Genomic DNA, 21,060 nt, shown 5'->3' on the forward strand with positions numbered 1-21,060 from the left:
GCGCCGGACTTGCCGAGAACGCCGTAGTAGCCTTCTTCGGTCAGGATCAGCGCATCCATCTTGGTCGGCGGAGCGATCCACAGACGGGTCGGGATGTCGGACTTGCCTTCGAGGACCTTACCGGCGGCACGGAAGTGGCCGATGTTGGTCATGCAGGAGCCGATGAAGACTTCGTCGATCTTGGCGCCGGCGACTTCGGACAGCACTTTGACGTCGTCCGGATCGTTCGGGCAGGCCAGGATCGGCTCGGTGACTTCGGCCAGGTCGATTTCGATGACCGCAGCGTACTGGGCGTTGGCGTCAGCCTTGAGCAGCGTGCCGTTGGCGATCCAGTCTTCCATGGCGTTGATGCGGCGCTTCAGGGTGCGGGCATCGGCGTAGCCTTCGGCGATCATCCACTTCATCAGGGTGATGTTCGAACGCATGTACTCGACGATCGGTTCCTTGTTCAGGGCGATCGCACAGGCAGCGGCGGAACGCTCGGCGGCGGCGTCGGACAGTTCGAAAGCCTGTTCAACCTTGAGATCCGGCAGACCTTCGATTTCGAGGATGCGGCCGGAGAAGACATTCTTCTTGCCCTTCTTCTCGACAGTCAGCAGGCCAGCCTTGATGGCGTACAGCGGAATGGCGTTAACCAGGTCGCGCAGGGTGATGCCGTCCTGCATCTTGCCCTTGAAGCGAACCAGTACGGATTCCGGCATGTCGAGCGGCATGACGCCGGTGGCGGCGGCAAAGGCGACCAGACCGGAACCGGCCGGGAAGGAGATGCCGATCGGGAAACGGGTGTGCGAGTCACCGCCGGTACCGACGGTATCCGGCAGCAGCAGGCGGTTCAGCCAGGAGTGGATGACGCCGTCGCCCGGACGCAGCGAAACGCCGCCACGGGTCGAGATGAAGGACGGCAGTTCGCGGTGCATCTTGACGTCGACCAGCTTCGGATAAGCGGCGGTATGGCAGAAGGACTGCATGACCAGATCGGCGGAGAAGCCGAGGCAGGCCAGGTCTTTCAGTTCGTCGCGGGTCATCGGGCCGGTGGTGTCTTGCGAACCGACGGTGGTCATCTTCGGCTCGCAGTAGGTGCCCGGCAGGATGCCGGTCACGCCGCAGGCCTTGCCGACCATCTTCTGGGCCAGCGAGTAGCCCTTGCCGTCGTCGGCCGGGTTCTGCGGCAGGCGGAACAGCGTGGATTGCGGCAGGCCGAGGAATTCGCGCGCCTTGGTGGTCAGACCGCGACCGATGATCAGGGGGATACGGCCGCCGGCACGGACTTCGTCCATGATCACGGCAGTCTTCAGCTGCGATTCGGCGATCACGGTGCCGTTCTTCAGCGCGGTGACCTTGGCGGTAGCGGCATCGACCCGCAGTTCGATCTCGTCGCCCATGTCCATCTGGCCGCAATCGAGTTCGATCGGCAGCGCACCGGCATCTTCCATGGTGTTGAAGAAGATCGGGGCGATCTTGGAGCCGAGGCAGACGCCACCGAAACGCTTGTTCGGGACGAAAGGAATGTCTTCACCGGTGAACCACAGCACCGAGTTGGTGGCGGACTTGCGGGAAGAACCGGTACCGACCACGTCGCCGACGTAGGCGATCAGGTTGCCCTTCTTGGCCAGCGCTTCGAGTTGCTTGATCGGGCCGCGCGAGCCCGGTTCGTCGGCTTCGATGCCCGGACGCGGGTTCTTCAGCATGGCCAGGGCGTGCAGCGGGATGTCAGGACGCGACCAGGCATCCGGTGCCGGCGACAGGTCGTCGGTATTGGTTTCGCCGGTGACCTTGAAGACGGTCAGCTTCTGCGAAGCCGGAACTTCCGGACGCGAGGTGAACCATTCGCCATCAGCCCAGGACTGGATGACGTTCTTGGCATTGGCGTTGCCGGCCTTGGCCAGCTCGGCGACATCGTGGAAGAAGTCGAACACCAGCAGGGTCTTCTTGAGGCCTTCGGCGGCCACGGCGCCGCAAGTCGGGCAGGCGAGCAGGTCGATCAGCGGCTTGACGTTGTAACCGCCGAGCATGGTGCCGAGCAATTCGGTGGCTTTTTCCTTGGAAATCAGGGCACAGGCTTCTTCGCCCTTGGCGACCTTGGCCAGGAACTCGGCCTTGACCTTGGCGGCGTCATCCACACCAGCCGGCACGCGGTAGGTGATCAGCTCGACCAGAGCGGCTTCTTCGCCCTTCGGCGGATTCTTCAGCAGGCCGACCAGTTCGGTGGTCTGTTGCTTGGACAGGGGCAGCGGCGGGATACCGAGGGCTGCACGCTCTGCTACGTGGGCGCGATAGGCTTCAAGCACGGCGACTTCCTTTCGTAAAGGGTTGCTCTGGGAAAACGAATATTTTACGACAATGGCGACGGCCGAATGGTTCGGCATGTTGCTTCCCAAGGCCGGCCCGCAAGTCTTATATATTATATGTTATCTCACCGCTTTTGCTAAGTGCGGCATGCGCTGGCGCCAGACCCCAACGGTCGACTGCTCAAAATTTGCGCAAAGCATAGAAAGGCCTGCCAGATCAATGGATTAGCCCGCTTGCCCAGAGCTTATCCACAGACTTACCCGACTAAAACGGGGATAAAAATTATCTATCCTCAGAACAGCGAATCTGCCCAATTCTTGAGCACACACCCACAAACGCTGCACCATCAATGACTTGGCGAATCTATCCAGCGCTTATCCACAGACTTACCCAATGAAAAAGTGGATAAACGCTGCTTATACACAGCGCCGTGCCGCTTGAAACTACTGCCCGCGCTGGCGGCGGAGGGTGACGCTTTCGCCACCAATCCCCCAGTTGTCGGTCTCCACTTCATCGATGACGACGACCGTGGTTTGCGGATTCTTGCCAAGCACCGTGCGCAGCAGTTCGGTGACGCCGTGGATCAGTTCAGCCTTCTGCTCGGTCGTCGCCCCTTCGCGGGTGATCTTGATATTGACGTAAGGCATCGCGCTCTCCTGATCTCTAAAAACAGGCAGCGTACCGCAAAGGCCGCGGCGGGAAAATTGCATTGTGGCGATAGCTTCGATCTGAATAAGCGATAACCAAGCGACAGTCGCCCATTTTTTGGGCACTGCCTCTTTTTCCTTGCCGGACAATGGATTAGCGAAACCATCCCGAGCTTATCCACAGACTTACCCGACCAAAACGGGGATAAATAGAATTTATGAAAGTGCGCTGCTAGACTGACGTTTTTAGCTAACGGACCCACGCGCATGTCCCGCATCAAAGCCATCGCCCCGCTCGGCCAGCAGATCTGGCTGGACAACCTGACCCGCCAGTTGCTCGATTCCGGCGAACTTGCCGGCTGGATTGCCGACGACGCCATCGCTGGCGTCACTTCCAACCCGGCCATCTTCTACAACGCGATTCGTAGCGACCCCGGCTACCAGGCCGAAGCCGCCCGCCTGAAGAGCGCTGCGGTCGACCCGGAAAAACGCTTCGAAACGCTCGTCCTGCCCGATATCCGTCGGGCCTGCGAATTATTCGCACCGCTCCATACCGCCAGCCAAGGCCGGGCCGGCTTCGTCAGTTTCGAAGTGGCGCCGGAACTGGCCGACGACGCAGCCGGCACGCTGGCCGCCGCCCGCCGGCTGTGGCAGGAAATCGACCGGCCGAACGCGATGATCAAGATCCCGGCGACGACGGCCGGCCTGACGGCGATTGCCGACGCCATCGCCGAAGGCATCAACGTCAATGTCACGCTGATCTTCGGGCCGGCCCAACTGGCCGGCGTCCAGGCCGCCTATCGGGCCGGCATCGAGCGCCGTTTTGCCGCCGGCCAGCCGGTCGACCGCATCGCTTCGGTGGCCAGCGTCTTCATCAGCCGCCTCGACAGCCTGCTCGACCCCAGGCTGCCGGCCGAATTACAGGGCAAGACGGCGATCGCCTTCGCCCGCAACGAATACGCCCGCTGGCAGCAGTCCGCCGCCCTGCCCGGCGGCGCCCGGCAACAAATGCTGCTCTGGGCCTCGACCTCGACCAAGAACCCGGCCTACCGCGATGTGATTTACGTCGAGGAACTGATCGGCGCCGGCACCGTCAATACCGTGCCCGACGTCACCCTCACCGCCTTCCGCGACCACGGCGAAGCGGCCGCCACGCTGGGCCGCCAGTTGGAGTCAGCACAGGCGCAACTGGCCGCCCTCGCCGCGCTAGGCATCGACCTCGATGCCGTCGGCGAAGAATTGCAGCAGGCCGGCCTCAAGCAATTCGCCGAGGCCTTCGCCAAGTTGCTGGAACTGGTGCAGTAGTCGGCATGAAAACGAGCCGCTTTGCGCTGCTGCTGATCGCCGGCCTGGCCCTGGCCGGCAGCGTCGGCGCTGCCCTGTTCGACCGGGAGGTGGTCTTTTCGGAAACGGAAATCCAGAATTCGCTGCTCAAGAACGGGCAGCAATCGCAAAACTACGGCGGCTGGATGACCGTGACGCTGCGCGAAGCACCGCGGATCACGCTGGGCAACCCGGAAGGCAAGGTCGGCATCGCCGCCCGCCTGTACATCGCGCTGCTCGGCGGCAGCGCCGTGCCGGTCGAGGTCACCGGGACGGCCGGGGTCCGCTACGACGACCAGCGCAAGGCCTTCTTCCTGGAAAACCCGGTCGCCCACAGCATCGAATCGCAGGCCATTCCGCGCGAGGCGGCACCGGGCGCCAAGCAGGCGGTCAACGCGCTGATCGCCAGCTATTTCCGCAGCAAGCCGGTCTATGTGCTGCGCGAGGACGGCAGTGCCGAAGAAATCGCCGCCCGCTGGCTGCTGCGCAGCATCCGCATCGAACCCGGCCGCGTCGTGGCGACGCTGTCGCCGTCCTGAAGCCGGAACTCAGCCCTTCGGCCAGAGAATCATCTGCGTGCAGCGGAAGAGCGCGATCTTCCGCCCGTTCGCCTCGTCGGTGACCACCGCATCCCAGACCTGCGTATTGCGCCCGAGATGCTGCGCCGTCGCCACGCAGGCGATGCTGCCCTCCTTGACCGTGCCGAGATGGTTGCTTTTCAGTTCAATGGTGGTGAAGGACTGCGCGCCGTCCGGCAGATGGGCGATGGTCGCGTAGCCGCAGGTCGTATCGGCCAGCGCGACGACACTTGCCGCATGCAGGAAGTCGTTCGGGGCGAAATGCAGCTTCTTGACCGGCATCCGGCTGCTCACCGTATTCGGTGCCAGGCTGAGAATCTGGATACCGAGATAGCCCGGCAGGTATTCCAGGCCGCGCTCGTTCAGTTCGGCAATGGAAACATCGCTACGTAGTGTCGTCATTTACTGTTCTCCTTTTATGGTGTGTTCTATTCAGGCCATCGCCAGTTTCGGCGCGATCGGCGCTTCGCGGATCGGCAGATTGACGATCGCTGCCGCCAGGGCCAGCGCCATGTCGGCGTACCACATCCAGCCGAAGTCGCCGAACTGGGTAATCACCAGCCCGCCCAGGTAGGCGCCGAGGAAGCCGCCGATCTGGTGGCTGAGCAGGGTCAGGCCGAACAGAGTGGCCAGATAGCGGATGCCGAACAGCTTGCCGACGATGGCCGCGGTCGGCGGCACGGTGGCCAGCCAGGTGAAGCCGAGGCCGGCGGCGAACAGGTAGAAGGTCAGTTCGGTACGCGGCGCCATCAGGTAGAGGGCAATCAGCACGGCGCGCGAGGCATACATCGCGGCCAGCACGTACTTGCTGCGGTATTTGGCGACGCAGGAACCGGCGTACAGGCTGCCGAAAATATTGGCCAGCCCGATGATGGCCAGCGACCAGCTGGCGACCGCCGGCGGCAACCCGCACAGATTGACTTCGCCCGGCAGGTGCGTGACCAGGAAAGCGATATGGAAGCCGCAGGTAAAGAAGCCGGCATGCAGCAGCAGGTAGCTCGGGTCTTTCATCGCCGTACCGACCGCCCGCTTCAGGCCGCCTTCTTCATGCGTGTGCGGGACGTGCCCTTCCACCGGCCGGGTCAGCTTGCCAATCAGCGGCAAGGCGGCCAACGTCATCAGGGCCATCGCCCACATGGCGCCCATCCAGCCGATGCCCTGGATCAGTTTCTGCAGGATCGGGGCAAAAACGAACTGGCCGAAGGAGCCGCCGGCATTGATGACGCCGGACGCCGAACCGCGCGCTTCGAGCGGCAGGCGCTGGGCGGCGGCACCGATCAGCACCGAAAAGCTGCCCGCCCCCGACCCGATGGCCGAAAGCAGACCGAGTGAAACGACCAGGCCGAAACCGGTGCCCATGAAGGGGGTGATGGCGCAACCGAGGGCCAGGACGACCAGACCGCCGATCAGCACGGCGCGCGGTCCGTAACGGTCGGCCACGGCGCCGGCCACCGGCTGGATCGCGCCCCAGGTGAATTGGCCGACGGCCAGCGCCAGGCTGATGCTGGCAATGCCGAGGCCGGTACTGGCGTCGATCGGCGCGATGAACAGGCCCAGCGACTGACGGGCGCCCATGGTGACCATCAGGATGCCGGCGGCGGCCAGCGTGACGATCAGGATGTCGGGGCGATTCAATGAACGCAACATATGCTTATTCCAGAAGTCTTGTTTGAGCCCACACTATAGTTAGCAAATCCGTTGGCAAAAAGCCGATAATTCGGCCCACTACGTCAACGGATCATTGACAATATGCAATGGCTCAATAGTTGGGACGCCTTCATCAAGGTCGTCGAAAGCGGCAGCATGGCCGCGGCGGCACGCCGGCTGGACTGCTCGCGCGCCCAGATCAGCAAGCAGGTGGCCGAACTGGAACAGAGTTTCGGCGTCCGCCTGTTCGAACGCTCGACCCGCAAGCTGAGCCTGACGCCCTCCGGCGAAATCTTCCACCAGCACGCGCTGCGCGCCCTGGAGGCCATCCACAGCACCGAAGTTGCCGTCCGCAACCTGGGCGACGCGCCGCACGGCGTGCTGCGCATCAGCGCCTCGATCACCTTCGGCCGGCTGTACATTGCCCCGCTCTTGCCGAAAATCGTCGCCAAATACCCGGAACTGACCTGCGAACTGGTGCTGACCGATGCCCTGGTCGATCTGCTCGAAGACAACATCGACCTCGCCCTGCGCCTGACCAAGAGCCCGCCGCAGGACGCCGTGGCGCGCAAGCTGGCGCACATGAAACGGGTGATCTGCGCGACGCCGGCCTACTTCGCGGCGCATGGCGAGCCGAAGACGCCGCACGAACTCGCCCATCACCAGTGCTTCAACTTCCTGCAACTCGAAGACGGTCGCGAATGGCAGCTGCTCGACCGCAACGGTGATGAAATCCGCATTCCGATCGACAGCAAGATCCGTTTCAACAACGTCGATTGCATTCTCGACGCCACGCTGGCCGGGCATGGTATCGCGCTGCTGCCGACCTACCTGTGCGGCCCGGAAATCGCCGCCGGCCGGCTCAAGACGCTATTCGACGATTTCGAGCCGATGAGCAGCTTCGGCCGCCACCTTTACGCCTGCTATACGCCGAGCCGGGTCCGCGTGCCGAAAGTGAGGGTCTTGCTCGACGAACTGGCCAGTCTGTTCCAGCCCGCTCCGCCCTGGGAAAGCGCGGCCAGTTCCTAAAGCGGCGGCAGGCCGCAGCGCTGCCGAGCCCGGTTGCAGGCGGCATGCTCGGTATCGAATTCGCGGCAGGGCGACGGTCGACCGTCGTAAATCGTGCATTTCACGGCGCTGCCGATTTCGCCGGCCAGCGCCACGCAGCGCGGCGGGCTGGCATCGGTGCCCGCCATGCGGACGATGTTGGCGGTGACCGGCACCGTCATCGCCGGCAGCACGCCTGGCCCCCAGGCGAAGGCGCCGCCGGCCAGCTCGGCCGGGTGAAAATCGACGCGAAAACTGACGCAGCAGGCGCCGCAGGACTGGCAGGGACTCACGGCAGGCTGACCCGGCAGCGCCATAGCTGATGGCCGGAAGCGAGGTATTTCTTCTCGAAAGGCGTCATCGGATCGTCCGTTGCCCATGGCTCGGCGGCGACCGTCTGACCGGTGAGCAGGCTCAGCGCCTGCGCCATTTCCTCGATGTAGATCCGCCAGTTGCTGCGGCATTCCAGTTTGCCCCCCAGTTCGCGCCAGACCGGAAACACCGCATGCCCCTGCCAGCGCCGGGCCAGGTGGCCGATCTTCGGCCACGGGTTCGGGTAGAGGTTGTAATGGCGGGCCAGCCGCACGCCGTGCTCGGCGAGCAGGCGCCAGAAATCGACCAGATCGGCGCGGATCAGCACGGCATTGGCCGGCAGCGCCATCGGCTTGCCGCGCCCGATGCGGTCGCTCGACTGATCGACGCCGAACACGAAATGATCGGGAAACTGCTCGGCCAGCCGCAGCGTGCTCCAGCCGACGCCGCAGCCGGCGTCGAGGATCAGCGGCGCATCCGGCTGCCAGGCGGCGCGGGCAGCCATGGCGGCGGCGAAGGCCTCCCGGTTGTAATCGAGGATCGGCTTGCGGAACGGGTGCGCCATGTGGCGGCGGACGAGTTCCTCCAGGTCGCGGTGCGGCCCGTCCTGGGCGCTGGAGATGAAACGCGAATTGCCGTCGTGGGCGGTGCTCATTGCAGCACCGGCCTTTCCTGCAGCACACCGGCGGCGAGCAGCGCCGCATCGATCCCCTCGGCCGTCTTGATCGGGCGCAGGGTCTGGTAGAGCACTTCGGCTTCCGGGTAAGTGCGGCGCAACAAGGCCAGCCATTGCTTGACGCGGCCGCCGGCATGGTCCGGCACGACTTTCTGGCGGACACCGAGCCAGTAGGCGGCGACACCCGGCGCCACCTCGGCCCAGCCGCCGGTTTCCTCGCCGCGCACCTTGCGCGGCAGCAGCGGATCAGCGATGACGCCGCGGCCGAGCATGATGTCGGCGCAGCCGGAAACCTGCTGGCAATTGCGGAAATCCTCGGCCGTCCACACCTCGCCATTGGCGATCAGCGGAATATTCACCGCCGCCCGCACCTTGTCGATCCATTCCCAGCGCGCCGGCGGCCGGTAGCCGTCGACCTTGGTCCGGCCATGCACGATCAGTTCATCGACGCCGCCTGCCTGCAAGGCCAGCGCGCAGTCGACGGCGCGACTGGTGTCCTCGATGCCGAGGCGCATTTTTGCCGTAAACGGGATGTCGACCGGCACCACCGCCCGCACGGCGCTGACGATCTCATGCAGCAGTTCCGGCTCGCCGAGCAGCGCCGAACCGCCGCGATGGCGGAAAACGGTCGGCGCCGGGCAGCCGAAATTGATGTCCACGCCGGCCGGGTTCAGCGTCACCAGGCGGCGCGCGTTCTCGGCCATGAAATGCGGGTCGGAACCGAGCAACTGGACGCGCATCGGCGTCCCGGCTGCCGTCTTGCTGTCAGTCAGCAACTCCGGGCAGATCCGCTCGTAGGTCTTGACCGGCAGCAGGCTGTTGGAAACCCGGACAAATTCGCAGATGCCCCAGTCGTAGCCACCAATGCCGGTCAGCACGCCGCGCAACAGATTGTCGGCGAGCCCCTCCATCGGGGCGAGAAGAATACGGGGCATTTACGGGAATTCCGGACAAGGCGCTGAAGAGCCGCGCATTATAAGCTGCGCAGCCACCAAAAACAAAAACCGAAAGCCACCTAACTGTTTAATTTTTAATATGTTTTAGGCATCAGCCTGAATTCTACGATTTCAAAACTCGACTCGTTTTGAAATGCAATCAATACGAAGAACGAAATTGATGTGGGTAGGCTAAGCTTGCATTGGCAGTATTAACAGACGATCAGTTTCTGACTGGCATCGGCAGTTCGCGACCCAAAACTGCCGTTCTGACATTGAAAAGCAGACGTTCAATAGGGTGTGTAGCCCAAATCGACGGAGTTTCGGGAATCTCAGCAATCCCCTATTAAATCTCCGCTGTATCACCCATCGGGTTTGAATACAGCGCAAAGCGGCCTCGGTAGCCAAGCAATCTCAGCATATATTCACGAATAAGGTCGTATACGTCTTCATACAGTTCACGCCGACGGTTGAAGGACTCGCTGGAAAAACCAGAGTGGATTAGTTCGTTCCTCAGCCGGTACGAAGCATCAAGGTTGTGACTCATATTGACGCTACCTAGCATCATCCCAACCAGCTCCTTGAATGTGTACGTATCACTTTTCTTGTTCTTTCCACTCGGCACCCATGTCGGCTTGCGGAAAGCGCCTTTTTCGTACCGGATGCCCTTTTCAACTGCAAATGTATGCTTCAGGCACTCCAGCGCGACAAACGCCAATACAGCCTTGACTTCTATCACTTGTGAGGGCACCTCTGCTTGTGCAAGGTAATCAATCACAATCGGCAGTTTACGGACTTGTGCAAGCTGAGTGTATTTGTCATAAGTTTGCTCAACCAGTGACTTGACGCGTTTGCCATCACGAATATCAAGCACAGGCCTGGAAAGCCGCCCGATACCAGATACGGATTGTTGGCTGACCAACCCGGAACCGTTGGGGTATTCATATCCGAATCGGATGACTCGGCATGTGCCGACAAAAGACAAAAGCCAACAAATACGGTCAATCACGGCCAGAACATCTTGTAGATCACTTACCGCTACGTCTGTAACAACAACCTCCGTCGTTTCCGCAAAGCGGTCTTTTAACTGCAATAGCTGATTGTTAACGATCTCTGGTTTTTGGCGAAACAGAAAGCGTCGGTCTCCACAGTTGAACACGACCCGATCACGAATCCAGTTGTTGCCGTTTCGCGTAATTTCATCCCCACCCATCAGGCAGTTCGCCACAAATACCCGAAGCTCTCGCCCAGACTGATCAGCCGTGCCTGCAGTTCCGCTCATGCCGTCTCCTGCCATGAAAATGTTTATTATCGCTTCAATCTGGACCGTGCTACGGATGGCAGCTTTCGGATAATTAGACCAATGAGCGCTCATGGCCGCTTGTACTCATCGCCATTTTTGATTCGAATGGCGGCATTTCTGCTCCATTGCCACCTCTGCAATTTCACTGTTCAAGCATGTCTCTAACGAATGGCCCATGTTGTTTTTTAACCCCTGAAAACAACAAAGCAGGGAAGACACAAAAATATACAAATCAACAAGTTATATTTGCAATTTTTATGTTTTGATGGTCTTTGATCTATAATCCGCACCATGCTGCGTTTTGTTCTCGATACCAACGTCGTCCTCGATCTCTTCCACTGGGCCAATACCGATGCCGTGCCGATCATGGCCGCGCTCGAAGCCGGGCAGATCGAATGCTTTGCCGACGAGCGCACGCTCGACGAGTTGCAGCGGGTGCTGACCTACCCGCAACTTAAAATGACGCCGGACATGATCAGCGAGCGCTATGCCCGCTACAGCGGTCTGATCCAGTTGGTGCCGCCCGGCGAGGCGCCGCACCTGCCGCGTTGCAAGGACCGCGACGACCAGAAGTTCCTCGAACTGGCCGCCCGCTGTGCCGCGAATGTGCTGGTCAGCAAGGACAAGGCGCTGCTCCGGCTGCGCGGCCGGACGACGCTGACTTTCCAGATCATGAAACCGGCCGCCGCCTCGGCCCTGCTCGCCGGCTGAAGCTCAGTCGGCGGCGGCGCCGTCGAGCAGCCGTTCGCACTCGACCAGCATCGAGTCGGCCAGTTCCGAGTGATAGCGCGGATCAAGCGCTTCCATCATTTCATGCGCCGTGTACATCCCCGCTTCGCGCGACAGGGTGCCGGCGATCTGCCGCGCCAGTTGATCGCTCAAGCCGGAAAGCTGGCGGCGTTCGTTGAGCGGCAGGCTGCGTTTCGAGCGCGTCAGCCAGTCGGCGGCCAGACTCGCCCCTTGCGCCTCGGTCAGCCACTGGCCATGCTCGTAGAAAGCCGACAGGCGTTCGGCGGCGAGCGCGAAGATCAGCGCCACCCGCGTCCCGCGCTCGCTGATCGATGGCCGTTCTGGAAACTCGTTCATGCTTCGCGCCGGCGGAAAACCCAGCGCTGCTCATCCGAAACTTCCGGCGCGAAGGCGTAGCCGTCGACGTCGAAATCCTTCAGCCCTTCCGGCTCGCGCAGGCGGTTCAGCACGGCGTAGCGCGTCATCAGACCGCGCGCCCGCTTGGCGTAGAAGCTGATGATCTTGTACTTGCCGTTCTTCCAGTCCTCGAACACCGGCTGGATCAACTGGCCGTTGAGCTTGCGGCCGACCGCCGCCTTGAAATATTCCTCGGAAGCCAGGTTGACCGCGACCGGGCGCGGCATTTCGGCCAGTTCGGCATTGATCGCCGTGAGCAGGGTCTCGCCCCAGAAGGCGTAGAGATCCTTGCCGGCCTTGTTGGCGAACTTGGTACCCATTTCCAGCCGGTAGGGCTGGATCAGGTCGAGCGGTTTCAGGATGCCGTAGAGGCCGGACAGGATGCGCACCTGCCGCTGGGCGAAATCGAGGTCGTCGGCGGCCAGCGTCCGGGCACCCAGGCCATCATAGACATCGCCGTCGAAGGCGAGCGCCGCCTGCTTGGCATTGTCCGGCGTGAAGGGCAGCGACCACTCGGCGTAGCGGTTGAAGTTGAGCACGGCGAGCGGATCGGAGAGATCCATCAGTTGGGCGATGTCGGCCGGCGACAGCTTGCGCAACTGCTTGATCAGCGCTTCGGATTGTTTCAGATAGGCCGGCAGCGTGTGCATCGCGACGTGCGGCGGCGTCTTGTAGTCGAGCGACTTGGCGGGGGAGAGGAAGATCAGCATGCCGGCGATTTTACCGGAAGGCTTTCAGGCCCGCAGCGCGCCCTGGCGGATGGCGCTCGGCGAGAAACCGAAGCGCTGGCGAAAACGCACGGCGAAGTGCGACGGCGACTGGTAGCCGACGTGGTAGGCAATCTGCGTCACCGGCTGGGCGCTGCATTGCAGCAGGTTGAGGGCGAACGACATGCGGGCATCGAGCAGGATTTCCGACAGGCTGGTGTCCTCGTCGGCCAGTCGGCGGCGCAGCGTCGCTTCGCTCATCGCCAGCGCCGAGGCGATGGCGGCGGCGCTCCAGTCACGAGCCAGGTCGCTGCCGATCAGCCGGCGCACCTTGATGCCTACGGTCAACGCCTCGGCCGGGGCAAATTTGCCACCCTGGGCGCCGATCCACAGCAACATTTCGCTGGCCCGATGACGGGCGATGTCGGCCGGCATCGCCTCGTCCTCGACAGCATCGACCGCGCGCCGAAAGGCGGCCATGAATTCACCGGGCTGGCCGGGCAGCGGCCAGGCATGGCGGATCACCGGCTGGGCGGGGTGGGCCAGGGCATGGGCGGCGATCAGGGCGGCATCCCAGACCAGCCAGAAAGCGCGGTAACTGCCATCCGCCGCCGGCCGGTTGATGATATCCACCGTCTGGCCGCCGGCAATGGCAATCGCCTCGCCGGCACGGATGATGTATTCGCCCTGTGCCCAGCGCAGCGCCTTGCTGCCGCGCTCGACGACGATCAGCACCGGCTGGTCGATGAACAGGCGCTTGAATTCCAGTTCCTGCTTCTGCAACACGCCGGCCGTGGTGCCGACCCCGGGCCGGTGAATGATGCGCGGTTCCATGCTTGTCCTGTTCAAGTTTGCAATGCGCCAAGATCGACGAGGATGGCGATCATTTTTGCCCTTTCCAGGCAGTCGACCGCAGGCCTCATGATAACGGCCCGCGGCCGTCGCGCCCCATCGCTCAGCGGCTGCCCATCAAGGTCAGGCTGGCCTTGCCCAGGCCATGCGCCCAGCTCATGAAGCCGACCAGGGCCGGCGTCGCATTAGGCGGCAGGTCCAGCTTTTCCACCTTCAGCGCATGCACGGTAATCACATAGCGGTGATTCTGGCCGAGCGGCGGGCAGGCGCCGCCATAGCCCGGCTGGCCGGCGTCGTTATTGATCGCCAGCGCGCCGGCCGGCAGCTTGCCGCCGGCCGGCAATTCGCTGACGCTGGCCGGAATATTCGCCGTCACCCAGTGCCACCAGCCGGAACCGGTCGGCGCGTCGGGGTCGTACATGGTGACGACGAAACTCCGGGTGCCGGCCGGCGCGCCCGACCATTTGACTTGCGGCGACTGGTTGCCGCCCTGGCAGCCCATGCCATTGGCAAACTGAGCATTGAGCAGGCGGCCATCTTGCTGGCTGACGCTTTCCACCTTGAACTCGGCAGCCTGGGCGAACCCCGCGGCCAGTGCCAGGGTGGCCAGCAGGCCGACAGTTTTTCGGCTGAATATCTTGCGGTTGAAATTCAAGTTCATCTTGCTTCTCCGTGCGTGGTTTGGACAGCGGCCAGTGTGCCGGCCGGCGCCCCGGGCTGCTGTTGCCGGACGCTCAAGCATTGTCGGAATCCGCTCAAAGTTTTCACCCATCAGCGCTAGGCAACGGCTGAATCGCCTTCGCCCGACAGGCTGCGCGGCGAATCGGGCGGCCGGCTGGTAAAATTCTCTCTTTGTATCTTCTGGAACACCCATGAAACGAACCCGCTTCGGCGCGCGCGACCGCCTTTCCCGCGATGCTGCTGAACTCCAGCGCCTGGCCACCGGCCTCTCCGAATCCGGCGGCAAACTGGAAGACAGCTACTGGGAAAGCCAGCTGGCCGAAACCGTCGACAGCCTGCTCAAGAACGGCGCCGAAGACGACATCAACACCGCCCTCGACCGCCTGTTCGAAGGCAACCCGCGCGCCCACGACGAACTGGCCGACATGGTCGAATCGCGTGCCGAAACCAGCCGCATGGACTTCAACGGCCAGGAATTCGACATCCAGCTCTTTGCCGCACCGGTGCTGGCCTGGTCGCGCTTCTCGATTCCCGCCGCCGCCTTGCCGAAAAGCACCGTCGAGGCGCTGACCGTGCATCTCGGCGCCCACGTTTTCGGTGCCGACAGCCGCGTCGCGCTGGCCGACTTCCTGTTCAGCCCGGACCAGTTGCCGCGCAGCTTCTGCGACACCTGGCAACTGACCCAGGCCCTCGGCCAGGCCACACTGGCCGGCCAGGCCCTGGCGGTCGACACCACCGGCATGGCCGAAACCAACCGTTTCCTGTCCGACGTTCGCTACCTGGTCGGCAGCGTGGCCGTGCCGCGCGGCAAGCCGCTGTTCCGCTGGAACGAAAAGGATGGCAGCAAGGAAAATTCGCTCAAGGAATGGATCAAGCAGGGCAGCCCCAACCTGGAAGCGCTGCTCACCGGCTGCGCTTGGCAACCGCTGCTGCCGGACGCCTACCACGCTGGCTGCCGCAACGCCGACCGCCTGTCGCGGCCCTATTCGCTGAAAGCTTCGGTCGCCTTCCTGCAGACCATGCTCGGCCTGCTGCCGGCCGACATCCGCGCCGTCGTCGGCCCGTGCTACGACCGCCGGATGGAGGAATACCGCGTCGGCCTCGGCCCGAAAGAAGGTGGCGAGACCTACCACGGCATCGTCTGGCCGCTGCTCGGCGCCGAAGACGAAGCGACCGACGCCGCCGGCGAGATCGAAACCGTACTGCGCGAAGCCGGCGTCAAGGACGTCCTCTTCCTCGACCATCACTTCCCGATGGAATTCTGCGACGACTGCGGCGCCCCGCTCTATCCCAACGCCGAAGCCGAACTGGTGCACGCCGAAATGCCGGAACAGGCCGCCGCCAACTCGCAAGCTTTGCATTGATGAGCCGGAAAATGTCGTCCCCGCGCAGGCGGGGACCCAGGATGATTGAACTGGATTCCCGCCTGCGCGGGAATGACCAACTGAAGCCATGAGCAACTCCTCCAACAATGACTGGCTGGCGCGCAGCCAGGCTGCCGTCTGGCACCCGTGCACGCAGATGCAGCACCACGCCGATGCCGCTGCGCCGTCCCACCTGCCGCTGGTGCCGATTGCCCGCGGCAGCGGGGCCTGGCTCTACGACTTCGACGGCCGGCGCTATCTCGACGGCATCAGTTCGTGGTGGACCAACCTGTTCGGCCACGCCAACCCGCGGATCAATGCGGCCTTGAAGGATCAGCTGGAAACGCTGGAACACGTCATGCTGGCCGGCTTCACGCACCAGCCGGTGGTCGAGCTTTCCGAGCGCTTGAGCGCGTTGACCGGCGGCGCCCTCGGCCACGCCTTCTACGCCTCGGACGGCGCCTCGGCCACCGAGATCGCGCTGAAGATGAGCTTTCATTACTGGCGCAATGTCGGCCGCCCGGAGAAGGCGGAATTCCTCTGCCTGGCCGGCAGCTATCACGGCGAAACGGTCGGCGCGCTGGCGGTGACCGACGTTGCCATCTTCAAGGATGCCTACGCGCCGCTGGTCCGCGCCGCCGCTCACGTCCTGCCCTCACCCGATTTCCGCCTCGGCGAAGCCGGCGAAAGCCCGGCCGATGTCGCCCGCCGCGCTGCCGCTGCGTTGGAAGCGCATCTCGCACAGCATGGCGAGCGCATCGCCGCACTGATCGTCGAGCCGCTGGTCCAGGGCGCCGCCGGCATGGCGATGTACGACCCGGAATACCTGCGCCTCGCCCGCGCCCTGTGCGACCAGTATGAAGTGCACCTGATCTGCGACGAAATCGCCGTCGGCTGCGGCCGCACCGGCACTTTCTTCGCCCACGAGCAGGCAGAAATCAGGCCCGACCTGATGTGCCTGTCGAAAGGCATTTCCGGCGGCTACCTGCCGCTCTCCATCGTGCTGTGCAGCGACACGATCTACCACGCCTTCCTCGACGATTCGGTGGCCCGTGCCTTCCTGCACTCGCATTCCTACACCGGCAACCCGCTGGCCTGCCGCGCCGCGCTGGCAACGCTCGACATCTTTGCCGAAGACGACATCCTTGCGGTCAACCGCCTGAAATCGGCAAAAATCAGCGCCGCCCTCGCCCCGCTCGCCGACCATCCGCAGGTAAAACACCTGCGCCAGCGCGGCATGATCGCCGCCTTCGACGTGGCGACCGCCGACCCTTATTTCTCCCGCCGCTTCTACCGCGCCGCGCTCGACAATGAAGCGCTGATCCGGCCGATCGGCAACACGGTCTACCTGATGCCGCCCTACATCGTCAGCGATGACGAGATTGCGCACCTCGGCCGGGCCATCCACGCCGCACTCGACAGCGCGCTGACCTGAACCTCTGGCGGCCGGTAGCGAAGGCGCCCCTTCGCCGGCCAGCCGGCGGCATCGCCAATAATTTTTTAGCCTCCCGCGATCATTTTCAGCCGGCGGCTGTCCAAATTCCCAGCACAGCCCCGAATGTGATCCCCGGACTTGCCTGGCCTTCCGTGGTGACAGCACTCTTTCAGGAGTTTTCCATGGATGCCGCCCCCACCACCAACGCCCCACCGGAAAAACCGGAGCCGGCTTCCTGCCCCTTCGTGCCGCCCCATGCGGCCGGCCCCGCGCTCGGCGAAGACTCTTTCCGCCGGGTCGTCGAATGGGCGCCCAGCGCAATGGTGATGATCGACCAGGCAGGCATCATCGTGCTGGTCAATGCCCAGACCGAGCGGATGTTCGATTACGACCGCCAGGTTCTGATCGGGCAGCCGGTCGAAATTCTCGTCCCCGAGCGCTTTCGCCAGCACCATCGCTCGTTCCGTGCCGGCTACTTCGGTGACCCGGCACCGCGCCCGATGGGGGTTGGCCGCGACCTGGCCGGCTGTCGCGCCGACGGCAGCGAATTTCCCATCGAGATCGGCCTCAATCCGATCGCCACCGAGGCCGGCACCATGGTCCTCGCCTCGATCATCGACATCACCGAGCGCCGCCGGGCCCAGCAACGCCTGGAAGATGCCTTGCTCGAAAAGACCGTGCTGCTCAACGAAGTCCATCATCGGGTCAAGAACAACCTGCAGGTCATTACCAGCCTGCTCAACCTGCAGGCCGATTTTGCCGCCGACCCGCGGCTGCGGGCGATCCTGGCCGAAAGCTGCGGCCGGGTGAAGGCGATGGCGCTGACCCACCAACTGCTCTACGAGCGCAAGGATTTTTCCCGGCTCGACCTCGGCGACTATCTCGAACGCCTGGTCCAGTCGATCCGCACCAGCTACCGGGCGAGCGGCGACCGCATCGGCCTGCGCCTCCAATCGCCGGCCACCGATGTCCAGCTCGATCTCGAACGGGCCATTCCCTGCGGCCTGCTGATCAACGAACTGGTAACCAATTCCTACAAACACGCCTTCACGGCGGAACGCCACGGCGAAATCGTGATCGAAATCAGTGAGGATGCCGATACCCTGATCTGCCTCAGCGTCAGCGATGACGGTATTGGCCTGCCTCCGGAAGCCGATTTGGCCCAGAGTTCTTCGTTGGGTCTTCAGCTTGTCCAGCTGTTCGTCGAACAATTACATGGCGCCTTGAGCGTCGAGCGGGAAAGCGGTACCAGGTTCTCGATCCGGTTCCCGAAACGCTTTGCCGCCAAGGAGATTCCATGACTGCTCGCCTGCCGATCAACCTGATGCTGGTCGAAGACGAGCGTATCGTCGCCTTCGATTTGAAACGCCAGTTGCAGGGTTTCGGCTATCACGTCGGCAGCGTCGTTGCCAGCGGCGAACAGGCGGTCAGCCAGGCCGCCCATGAAAAACCCGACCTCGTACTGATGGACATCCACCTCGAAGGGCAGATGGACGGTATCGAGGCCGCCGCCCGGATTCGGGCCCGGCATCAGATTCCGGTCGTCTTCCTGACCGCCTACGCCGAGGACGACACCCTGCGCCGCGCCTTGGACAGCCGGCCTTTCGGCTACCTGATCAAACCCTGCGAAGGGCGCGAGCTGCATGCGACGATCCAGATGGCGCTGGCCCGCCGGGAAGACGAAGTCGCCATCGAACAGAGCGAACAGCGCCTGCGCCTGGCGCTGGAAGCGGCCTCGCTCGGTGTCCTCGAATGGAGCCCGACCTCGAACCGACTGACCGGCGACGACTACCTCGGCATGCTGTTCGGCAACCTGCCGCAGCCGCTCGACGAACCATGGGAGAACTTCATCGCCCGTGTCGACGAAGCCGACCGCGAACGGGTGCGCCTCGCGCTGACCGCCAAGCTGCCGGGCAGCGAGGCCGTCTGCGTCCAGTTCCGCATTGCCGGCGAAGCCTACCCGCCCCGCCGCATGGAGGCCCACGCCAAGGCCTACGGCCATGCCGACAACGTGCAGCGGGTGGTCGGCATCCTGCAGGATGTCACCCAGCGCCATCAGGACGAAACCCTGCTCCGCCAGTCCAGCGTCGTTTTCCAGACGACGGCCGAAGCCATCGTGATCAGCGATGCGCAGCGCCGGATCGTTGCGGTCAACAGCGCTTTTTCGCGCATTACCGGTTACCCGGAAAACGAGGTCACCGGGTTCGATCCGGACATCCTGCTGCGCGTCACACCGGCGCTCGAACACTATGCCGACAGCCTGCAGCCGGGGGCCGCCGGTTTCTGGCAGGGCGAAGTGAGCTGCCACCGCCACGATGGCAGCATCTTCCCGGCCTGGCAGAGCGTCAGCGTCGTGCACGATCCGGACGGCAAGCTGACCCATTTCGTCACCGCATTTTCCGACGTCACCGCCATTTACGAAGCGCAGCAGAAACTTCACCACCTGGCCCACCACGATCCGCTGACCGGCCTGCCCAACCGCCTGCTGTTCGACGACCGGCTGAAAACTGCCATCGAACAGGCGATTCGCAACGAACAGCGCTGCCTGCTGCTCTTTCTCGATCTCGACGGTTTCAAGGTGATCAACGACACGCTCGGCCATGCCATTGGCGACGAGTTGCTGCGCGTCGTCGGCGGCCGACTGCGCAACGTGCTGCGCAGCAGCGACACCATCGCCCGCCTGGGCGGCGACGAGTTCGTCATCCTGGCCGGCAGCATCAACCCGGAGTACGCGGCGCAACTGGCGCAGAAGATCCTTGATCAATTGCGCGTGCCGGTGCCGGTGGCCGGCGAACTGCTGTCGGTCACCGGCAGCCTCGGCATTGCCGTCTTCCCGGAAAACGGCGCCGATTGCCAGCAACTGATGCGGGCCGCCGACATGGCGATGTATACGGCCAAGGCCGAAGGTCGCAACCGCTACCATTTCTACGCCAACGACATGTCGGAGCGGGCCCATCTGCGCATGGACATCGAGCAGGGCCTGCGCCGTGCCCTCGCCACCGACAGCCTGCTCGTCCATTACCAGCCACGTGTCGATCTCGCCGATCGGCGCATTGTCGGCGTCGAGGCGCTGGTCCGCTGGCTGCACCCGCAACGCGGCATCATTTCCCCGCTCAGCTTCATCAGCATCGCCGAAGAGTGCGGCATCATCGAACATCTCGGCCGCTGGGTACTACAGCGGGCCTGTTCCGAAATGCTGGCCGTGGTCCGCAGCAGGCCGCCCGGCGAGACTTTCCACCTGGCGGTCAACGTCTCGGCCCGCCAGTTTCTCGGTGTCGATTTCGTTGCCGTCGTCCGCTCGGTACTCGATGAAACCGGCTTCCCGGCCAGTGCGCTCGAACTGGAAATCACCGAGAGCACGCTGCAGGCCACCGAGCGCAGCCTGTCCATTCTGCAGGCCCTGGAAGCGCTCGGCGTCGCCATCAGCATCGATGATTTCGGCACCGGCTATTCATCGCTCAGCGTCCTGCGCGACCTGCCGATCAAGCGCATCAAGATCGACCGCTCCTTCATCATCGACCTGCCGACCAGCGAAAACCAGCGCGCCGTGGTCGAGGCCATCGTCGCGTTGAGCAAGGCCATGCAGATGTCGATCACCGTCGAAGGCATCGAACACCCGGCCCAGGCCGAGATCCTCGAAAACCTCGGCTGCGAGGAAGGCCAGGGCTACCTGTTCGCCCGCCCGATGCCCTTCGCCGAACTGCTCACTCTGCTCGCCAGCGGCCTGCCGGCCCGGCCATCCTCCGGGACTACGCCATGACGCGGCCCGACTTCGACGACTTCCGCCGCCAGGCCCTGACCGAAGGTTTCGACGAAGTCATCGAGCGCACCTGGCCGCCCTTGACCGTCCTCGAAACGCATACTCATCCCTTCGCCCTGAAGGCACTCGTCGTCGACGGCGAAATGTGGCTGAGCGTCGGCCCCGAGACCCGGCATCTGAATGCCGGCGACACTTTCGAGCTGGCGCGGGAAGTGCCGCATGCCGAACGCTACGGCGAGCACGGCGCCTGCTACTGGGTGGCGCGGCGCAATTAGTGGTGCCCCGCCCAGGCTTGCCAATTCAGGCCAAGACCTCTAGGATGGCCGGCCCGCCCGCCGGCCCAGCGGCATGCAGTGTA

21 protein-coding genes are annotated in these 21,060 nt (G+C 63.5%); 9 read left to right on the top strand and 12 right to left on the bottom strand.

The annotated features are described in order from the left end of the window. Both acnB and AT959_RS02340 read right to left on the bottom strand, forming a co-directional pair. The coding region (gene acnB, locus AT959_RS02335) for a bifunctional aconitate hydratase 2/2-methylisocitrate dehydratase (RefSeq protein ID WP_066880272.1) at positions 1-2,288 on the bottom strand (2,288 nt) is incomplete at its 3' end. A 444-nt stretch (positions 2,289-2,732) separates the two neighbouring features. Continuing rightward, positions 2,733-2,936 (bottom strand): tautomerase family protein, encoded by a 204-nt coding sequence (locus AT959_RS02340; protein WP_066880133.1) that lies wholly within the window; start codon positions 2,934-2,936, stop codon positions 2,733-2,735. Positions 2,937-3,203: 267 nt separating this feature from the next. Between AT959_RS02340 and tal the strand changes: the two genes are divergently transcribed. Together tal and AT959_RS02350 are read left to right on the top strand one after the other, a co-directional pair. Next, positions 3,204-4,241, top strand: a complete 1,038-nt coding sequence (gene tal, locus AT959_RS02345; protein WP_066880135.1) for a transaldolase — start codon at positions 3,204-3,206, stop codon at positions 4,239-4,241. A 5-nt stretch (positions 4,242-4,246) separates the two neighbouring features. Further along, positions 4,247-4,798 carry a DUF1439 domain-containing protein gene (locus tag AT959_RS02350; protein WP_066880137.1) on the top strand — a complete coding sequence of 184 codons (552 nt, stop codon included), beginning with the start codon at positions 4,247-4,249 and terminating at the stop codon, positions 4,796-4,798. A 9-nt stretch (positions 4,799-4,807) separates the two neighbouring features. Here AT959_RS02350 and AT959_RS02355 read toward each other — a convergent pair whose 3' ends face one another. Together AT959_RS02355 and AT959_RS02360 are read right to left on the bottom strand one after the other, a co-directional pair. Further along, entirely contained in the window at positions 4,808-5,239 is a 432-nt protein-coding gene (locus tag AT959_RS02355) for a PaaI family thioesterase (RefSeq protein ID WP_066880139.1), read from the bottom strand. A gap of 30 nt (positions 5,240-5,269) precedes the next feature. Next, positions 5,270-6,484 (bottom strand): MFS transporter, encoded by a 1,215-nt coding sequence (locus tag AT959_RS02360; RefSeq protein ID WP_066880141.1) that lies wholly within the window; start codon positions 6,482-6,484, stop codon positions 5,270-5,272. 102 nt (positions 6,485-6,586) lie between these two features. On the opposite strand from AT959_RS02360, the gene AT959_RS02365 reads away from it, so the two are divergent. Next, the gene (locus AT959_RS02365) at positions 6,587-7,513 is read left to right on the top strand and encodes a LysR family transcriptional regulator (protein ID WP_066880143.1); all 927 of its coding nucleotides are present in this window, start codon (positions 6,587-6,589) and stop codon (positions 7,511-7,513) included. Here AT959_RS02365 and AT959_RS02370 read toward each other — a convergent pair. The 4 genes from AT959_RS02370 to AT959_RS02385 all read right to left on the bottom strand — a co-directional run bounded on the left by AT959_RS02370 (position 7,510) and on the right by AT959_RS02385 (position 10,736). Then, a complete protein-coding gene (locus AT959_RS02370; RefSeq protein ID WP_240481671.1) occupies positions 7,510-7,824 on the bottom strand; it encodes a YkgJ family cysteine cluster protein in 315 nt (104 codons plus the stop codon). The genes AT959_RS02365 and AT959_RS02370 overlap by 4 nt on opposite strands. Then, positions 7,821-8,498 carry a tRNA (guanine(46)-N(7))-methyltransferase TrmB gene (gene trmB, locus AT959_RS02375; protein ID WP_066880147.1) on the bottom strand — a complete coding sequence of 226 codons (678 nt, stop codon included), beginning with the start codon at positions 8,496-8,498 and terminating at the stop codon, positions 7,821-7,823. Before trmB ends, AT959_RS02370 begins: the two co-directional genes overlap by 4 nt. Beyond that, positions 8,495-9,454, bottom strand: coding sequence for a tRNA dihydrouridine synthase (locus tag AT959_RS02380; RefSeq protein WP_066880149.1), 960 nt, complete (start codon positions 9,452-9,454; stop codon positions 8,495-8,497). Before AT959_RS02380 ends, trmB begins: the two co-directional genes overlap by 4 nt. Positions 9,455-9,800: 346 nt before the next feature. Continuing rightward, positions 9,801-10,736, bottom strand: a complete 936-nt coding sequence (locus tag AT959_RS02385; RefSeq protein WP_157651183.1) for a hypothetical protein — start codon at positions 10,734-10,736, stop codon at positions 9,801-9,803. A gap of 312 nt (positions 10,737-11,048) precedes the next feature. Between AT959_RS02385 and AT959_RS02390 the strand changes: the two genes are divergently transcribed. Next, entirely contained in the window at positions 11,049-11,468 is a 420-nt protein-coding gene (locus tag AT959_RS02390; RefSeq protein ID WP_066880153.1) for a putative toxin-antitoxin system toxin component, PIN family, read from the top strand. 3 nt (positions 11,469-11,471) lie between these two features. Here AT959_RS02390 and AT959_RS02395 read toward each other — a convergent pair whose 3' ends face one another. The 4 genes from AT959_RS02395 to AT959_RS02410 form a co-directional block, all read right to left on the bottom strand. Then, positions 11,472-11,843 (bottom strand): hypothetical protein, encoded by a 372-nt coding sequence (locus AT959_RS02395; RefSeq protein WP_066880155.1) that lies wholly within the window; start codon positions 11,841-11,843, stop codon positions 11,472-11,474. Next, entirely contained in the window at positions 11,840-12,613 is a 774-nt protein-coding gene (gene yaaA, locus AT959_RS02400; protein ID WP_066880158.1) for a peroxide stress protein YaaA, read from the bottom strand. The genes AT959_RS02395 and yaaA overlap by 4 nt, the downstream gene beginning before the upstream one ends. A 24-nt stretch (positions 12,614-12,637) precedes the next feature. Next, positions 12,638-13,444: an AraC family transcriptional regulator gene (locus tag AT959_RS02405; protein WP_066880160.1), complete on the bottom strand. Its 807-nt coding sequence runs from the start codon at positions 13,442-13,444 to the stop codon at positions 12,638-12,640. A gap of 121 nt (positions 13,445-13,565) precedes the next feature. Beyond that, positions 13,566-14,123, bottom strand: coding sequence for a YbhB/YbcL family Raf kinase inhibitor-like protein (locus AT959_RS02410; protein ID WP_066880162.1), 558 nt, complete (start codon positions 14,121-14,123; stop codon positions 13,566-13,568). 211 nt (positions 14,124-14,334) lie between these two features. Between AT959_RS02410 and AT959_RS02415 the strand changes: the two genes are divergently transcribed. The 5 genes from AT959_RS02415 to AT959_RS02435 all read left to right on the top strand — a co-directional run bounded on the left by AT959_RS02415 (position 14,335) and on the right by AT959_RS02435 (position 20,977). Further along, complete coding sequence (locus tag AT959_RS02415) at positions 14,335-15,507, top strand: DUF2863 family protein (protein ID WP_066880163.1); 1,173 nt, start codon at positions 14,335-14,337, stop codon at positions 15,505-15,507. Between the two features lie 88 nt (positions 15,508-15,595). Beyond that, positions 15,596-16,942 carry an adenosylmethionine--8-amino-7-oxononanoate transaminase gene (gene bioA / locus AT959_RS02420; protein WP_066880164.1) on the top strand — a complete coding sequence of 449 codons (1,347 nt, stop codon included), beginning with the start codon at positions 15,596-15,598 and terminating at the stop codon, positions 16,940-16,942. 182 nt (positions 16,943-17,124) lie between these two features. Continuing rightward, positions 17,125-18,243, top strand: coding sequence for a sensor histidine kinase (locus AT959_RS02425; protein ID WP_083518160.1), 1,119 nt, complete (start codon positions 17,125-17,127; stop codon positions 18,241-18,243). Then, a complete protein-coding gene (locus AT959_RS02430; RefSeq protein ID WP_066880166.1) occupies positions 18,240-20,702 on the top strand; it encodes a two-component system response regulator in 2,463 nt (820 codons plus the stop codon). The genes AT959_RS02425 and AT959_RS02430 overlap by 4 nt, the downstream gene beginning before the upstream one ends. Next, the gene (locus tag AT959_RS02435) at positions 20,699-20,977 is read left to right on the top strand and encodes a cupin domain-containing protein (protein ID WP_066880168.1); all 279 of its coding nucleotides are present in this window, start codon (positions 20,699-20,701) and stop codon (positions 20,975-20,977) included. The genes AT959_RS02430 and AT959_RS02435 overlap by 4 nt, the downstream gene beginning before the upstream one ends. Positions 20,978-21,060: the final 83 nt, after the last annotated feature.

It is taken from the genome of Dechloromonas denitrificans, assembly GCF_001551835.1.
Taxonomy (GTDB): Bacteria; Pseudomonadota; Gammaproteobacteria; order Burkholderiales; family Rhodocyclaceae; genus Azonexus; species Azonexus denitrificans.

What these genes read in the sequence shown, in the direction of transcription:
- AT959_RS02340 (WP_066880133.1), bottom strand. Translation starts at nt 2,936, where the DNA reads ATGCCTTACGTCAATATCAAGATCACCCGCGAAGGGGCGACGACCGAG.
- tal (WP_066880135.1), top strand. Translation starts at nt 3,204, where the DNA reads ATGTCCCGCATCAAAGCCATCGCCCCGCTCGGCCAGCAGATCTGGCTG.
- AT959_RS02350 (WP_066880137.1), top strand. Translation starts at nt 4,247, where the DNA reads ATGAAAACGAGCCGCTTTGCGCTGCTGCTGATCGCCGGCCTGGCCCTG.
- AT959_RS02355 (WP_066880139.1), bottom strand. Translation starts at nt 5,239, where the DNA reads ATGACGACACTACGTAGCGATGTTTCCATTGCCGAACTGAACGAGCGC.
- AT959_RS02360 (WP_066880141.1), bottom strand. Translation starts at nt 6,484, where the DNA reads ATGTTGCGTTCATTGAATCGCCCCGACATCCTGATCGTCACGCTGGCC.
- AT959_RS02365 (WP_066880143.1), top strand. Translation starts at nt 6,587, where the DNA reads ATGCAATGGCTCAATAGTTGGGACGCCTTCATCAAGGTCGTCGAAAGC.
- trmB (WP_066880147.1), bottom strand. Translation starts at nt 8,498, where the DNA reads ATGAGCACCGCCCACGACGGCAATTCGCGTTTCATCTCCAGCGCCCAG.
- AT959_RS02380 (WP_066880149.1), bottom strand. Translation starts at nt 9,454, where the DNA reads ATGCCCCGTATTCTTCTCGCCCCGATGGAGGGGCTCGCCGACAATCTG.
- AT959_RS02385 (WP_157651183.1), bottom strand. Translation starts at nt 10,736, where the DNA reads ATGAGCGGAACTGCAGGCACGGCTGATCAGTCTGGGCGAGAGCTTCGG.
- AT959_RS02390 (WP_066880153.1), top strand. Translation starts at nt 11,049, where the DNA reads ATGCTGCGTTTTGTTCTCGATACCAACGTCGTCCTCGATCTCTTCCAC.
- AT959_RS02395 (WP_066880155.1), bottom strand. Translation starts at nt 11,843, where the DNA reads ATGAACGAGTTTCCAGAACGGCCATCGATCAGCGAGCGCGGGACGCGG.
- yaaA (WP_066880158.1), bottom strand. Translation starts at nt 12,613, where the DNA reads ATGCTGATCTTCCTCTCCCCCGCCAAGTCGCTCGACTACAAGACGCCG.
- AT959_RS02405 (WP_066880160.1), bottom strand. Translation starts at nt 13,444, where the DNA reads ATGGAACCGCGCATCATTCACCGGCCCGGGGTCGGCACCACGGCCGGC.
- AT959_RS02410 (WP_066880162.1), bottom strand. Translation starts at nt 14,123, where the DNA reads ATGAACTTGAATTTCAACCGCAAGATATTCAGCCGAAAAACTGTCGGC.
- AT959_RS02415 (WP_066880163.1), top strand. Translation starts at nt 14,335, where the DNA reads ATGAAACGAACCCGCTTCGGCGCGCGCGACCGCCTTTCCCGCGATGCT.
- bioA (WP_066880164.1), top strand. Translation starts at nt 15,596, where the DNA reads ATGAGCAACTCCTCCAACAATGACTGGCTGGCGCGCAGCCAGGCTGCC.
- AT959_RS02425 (WP_083518160.1), top strand. Translation starts at nt 17,125, where the DNA reads ATGGATGCCGCCCCCACCACCAACGCCCCACCGGAAAAACCGGAGCCG.
- AT959_RS02430 (WP_066880166.1), top strand. Translation starts at nt 18,240, where the DNA reads ATGACTGCTCGCCTGCCGATCAACCTGATGCTGGTCGAAGACGAGCGT.
- AT959_RS02435 (WP_066880168.1), top strand. Translation starts at nt 20,699, where the DNA reads ATGACGCGGCCCGACTTCGACGACTTCCGCCGCCAGGCCCTGACCGAA.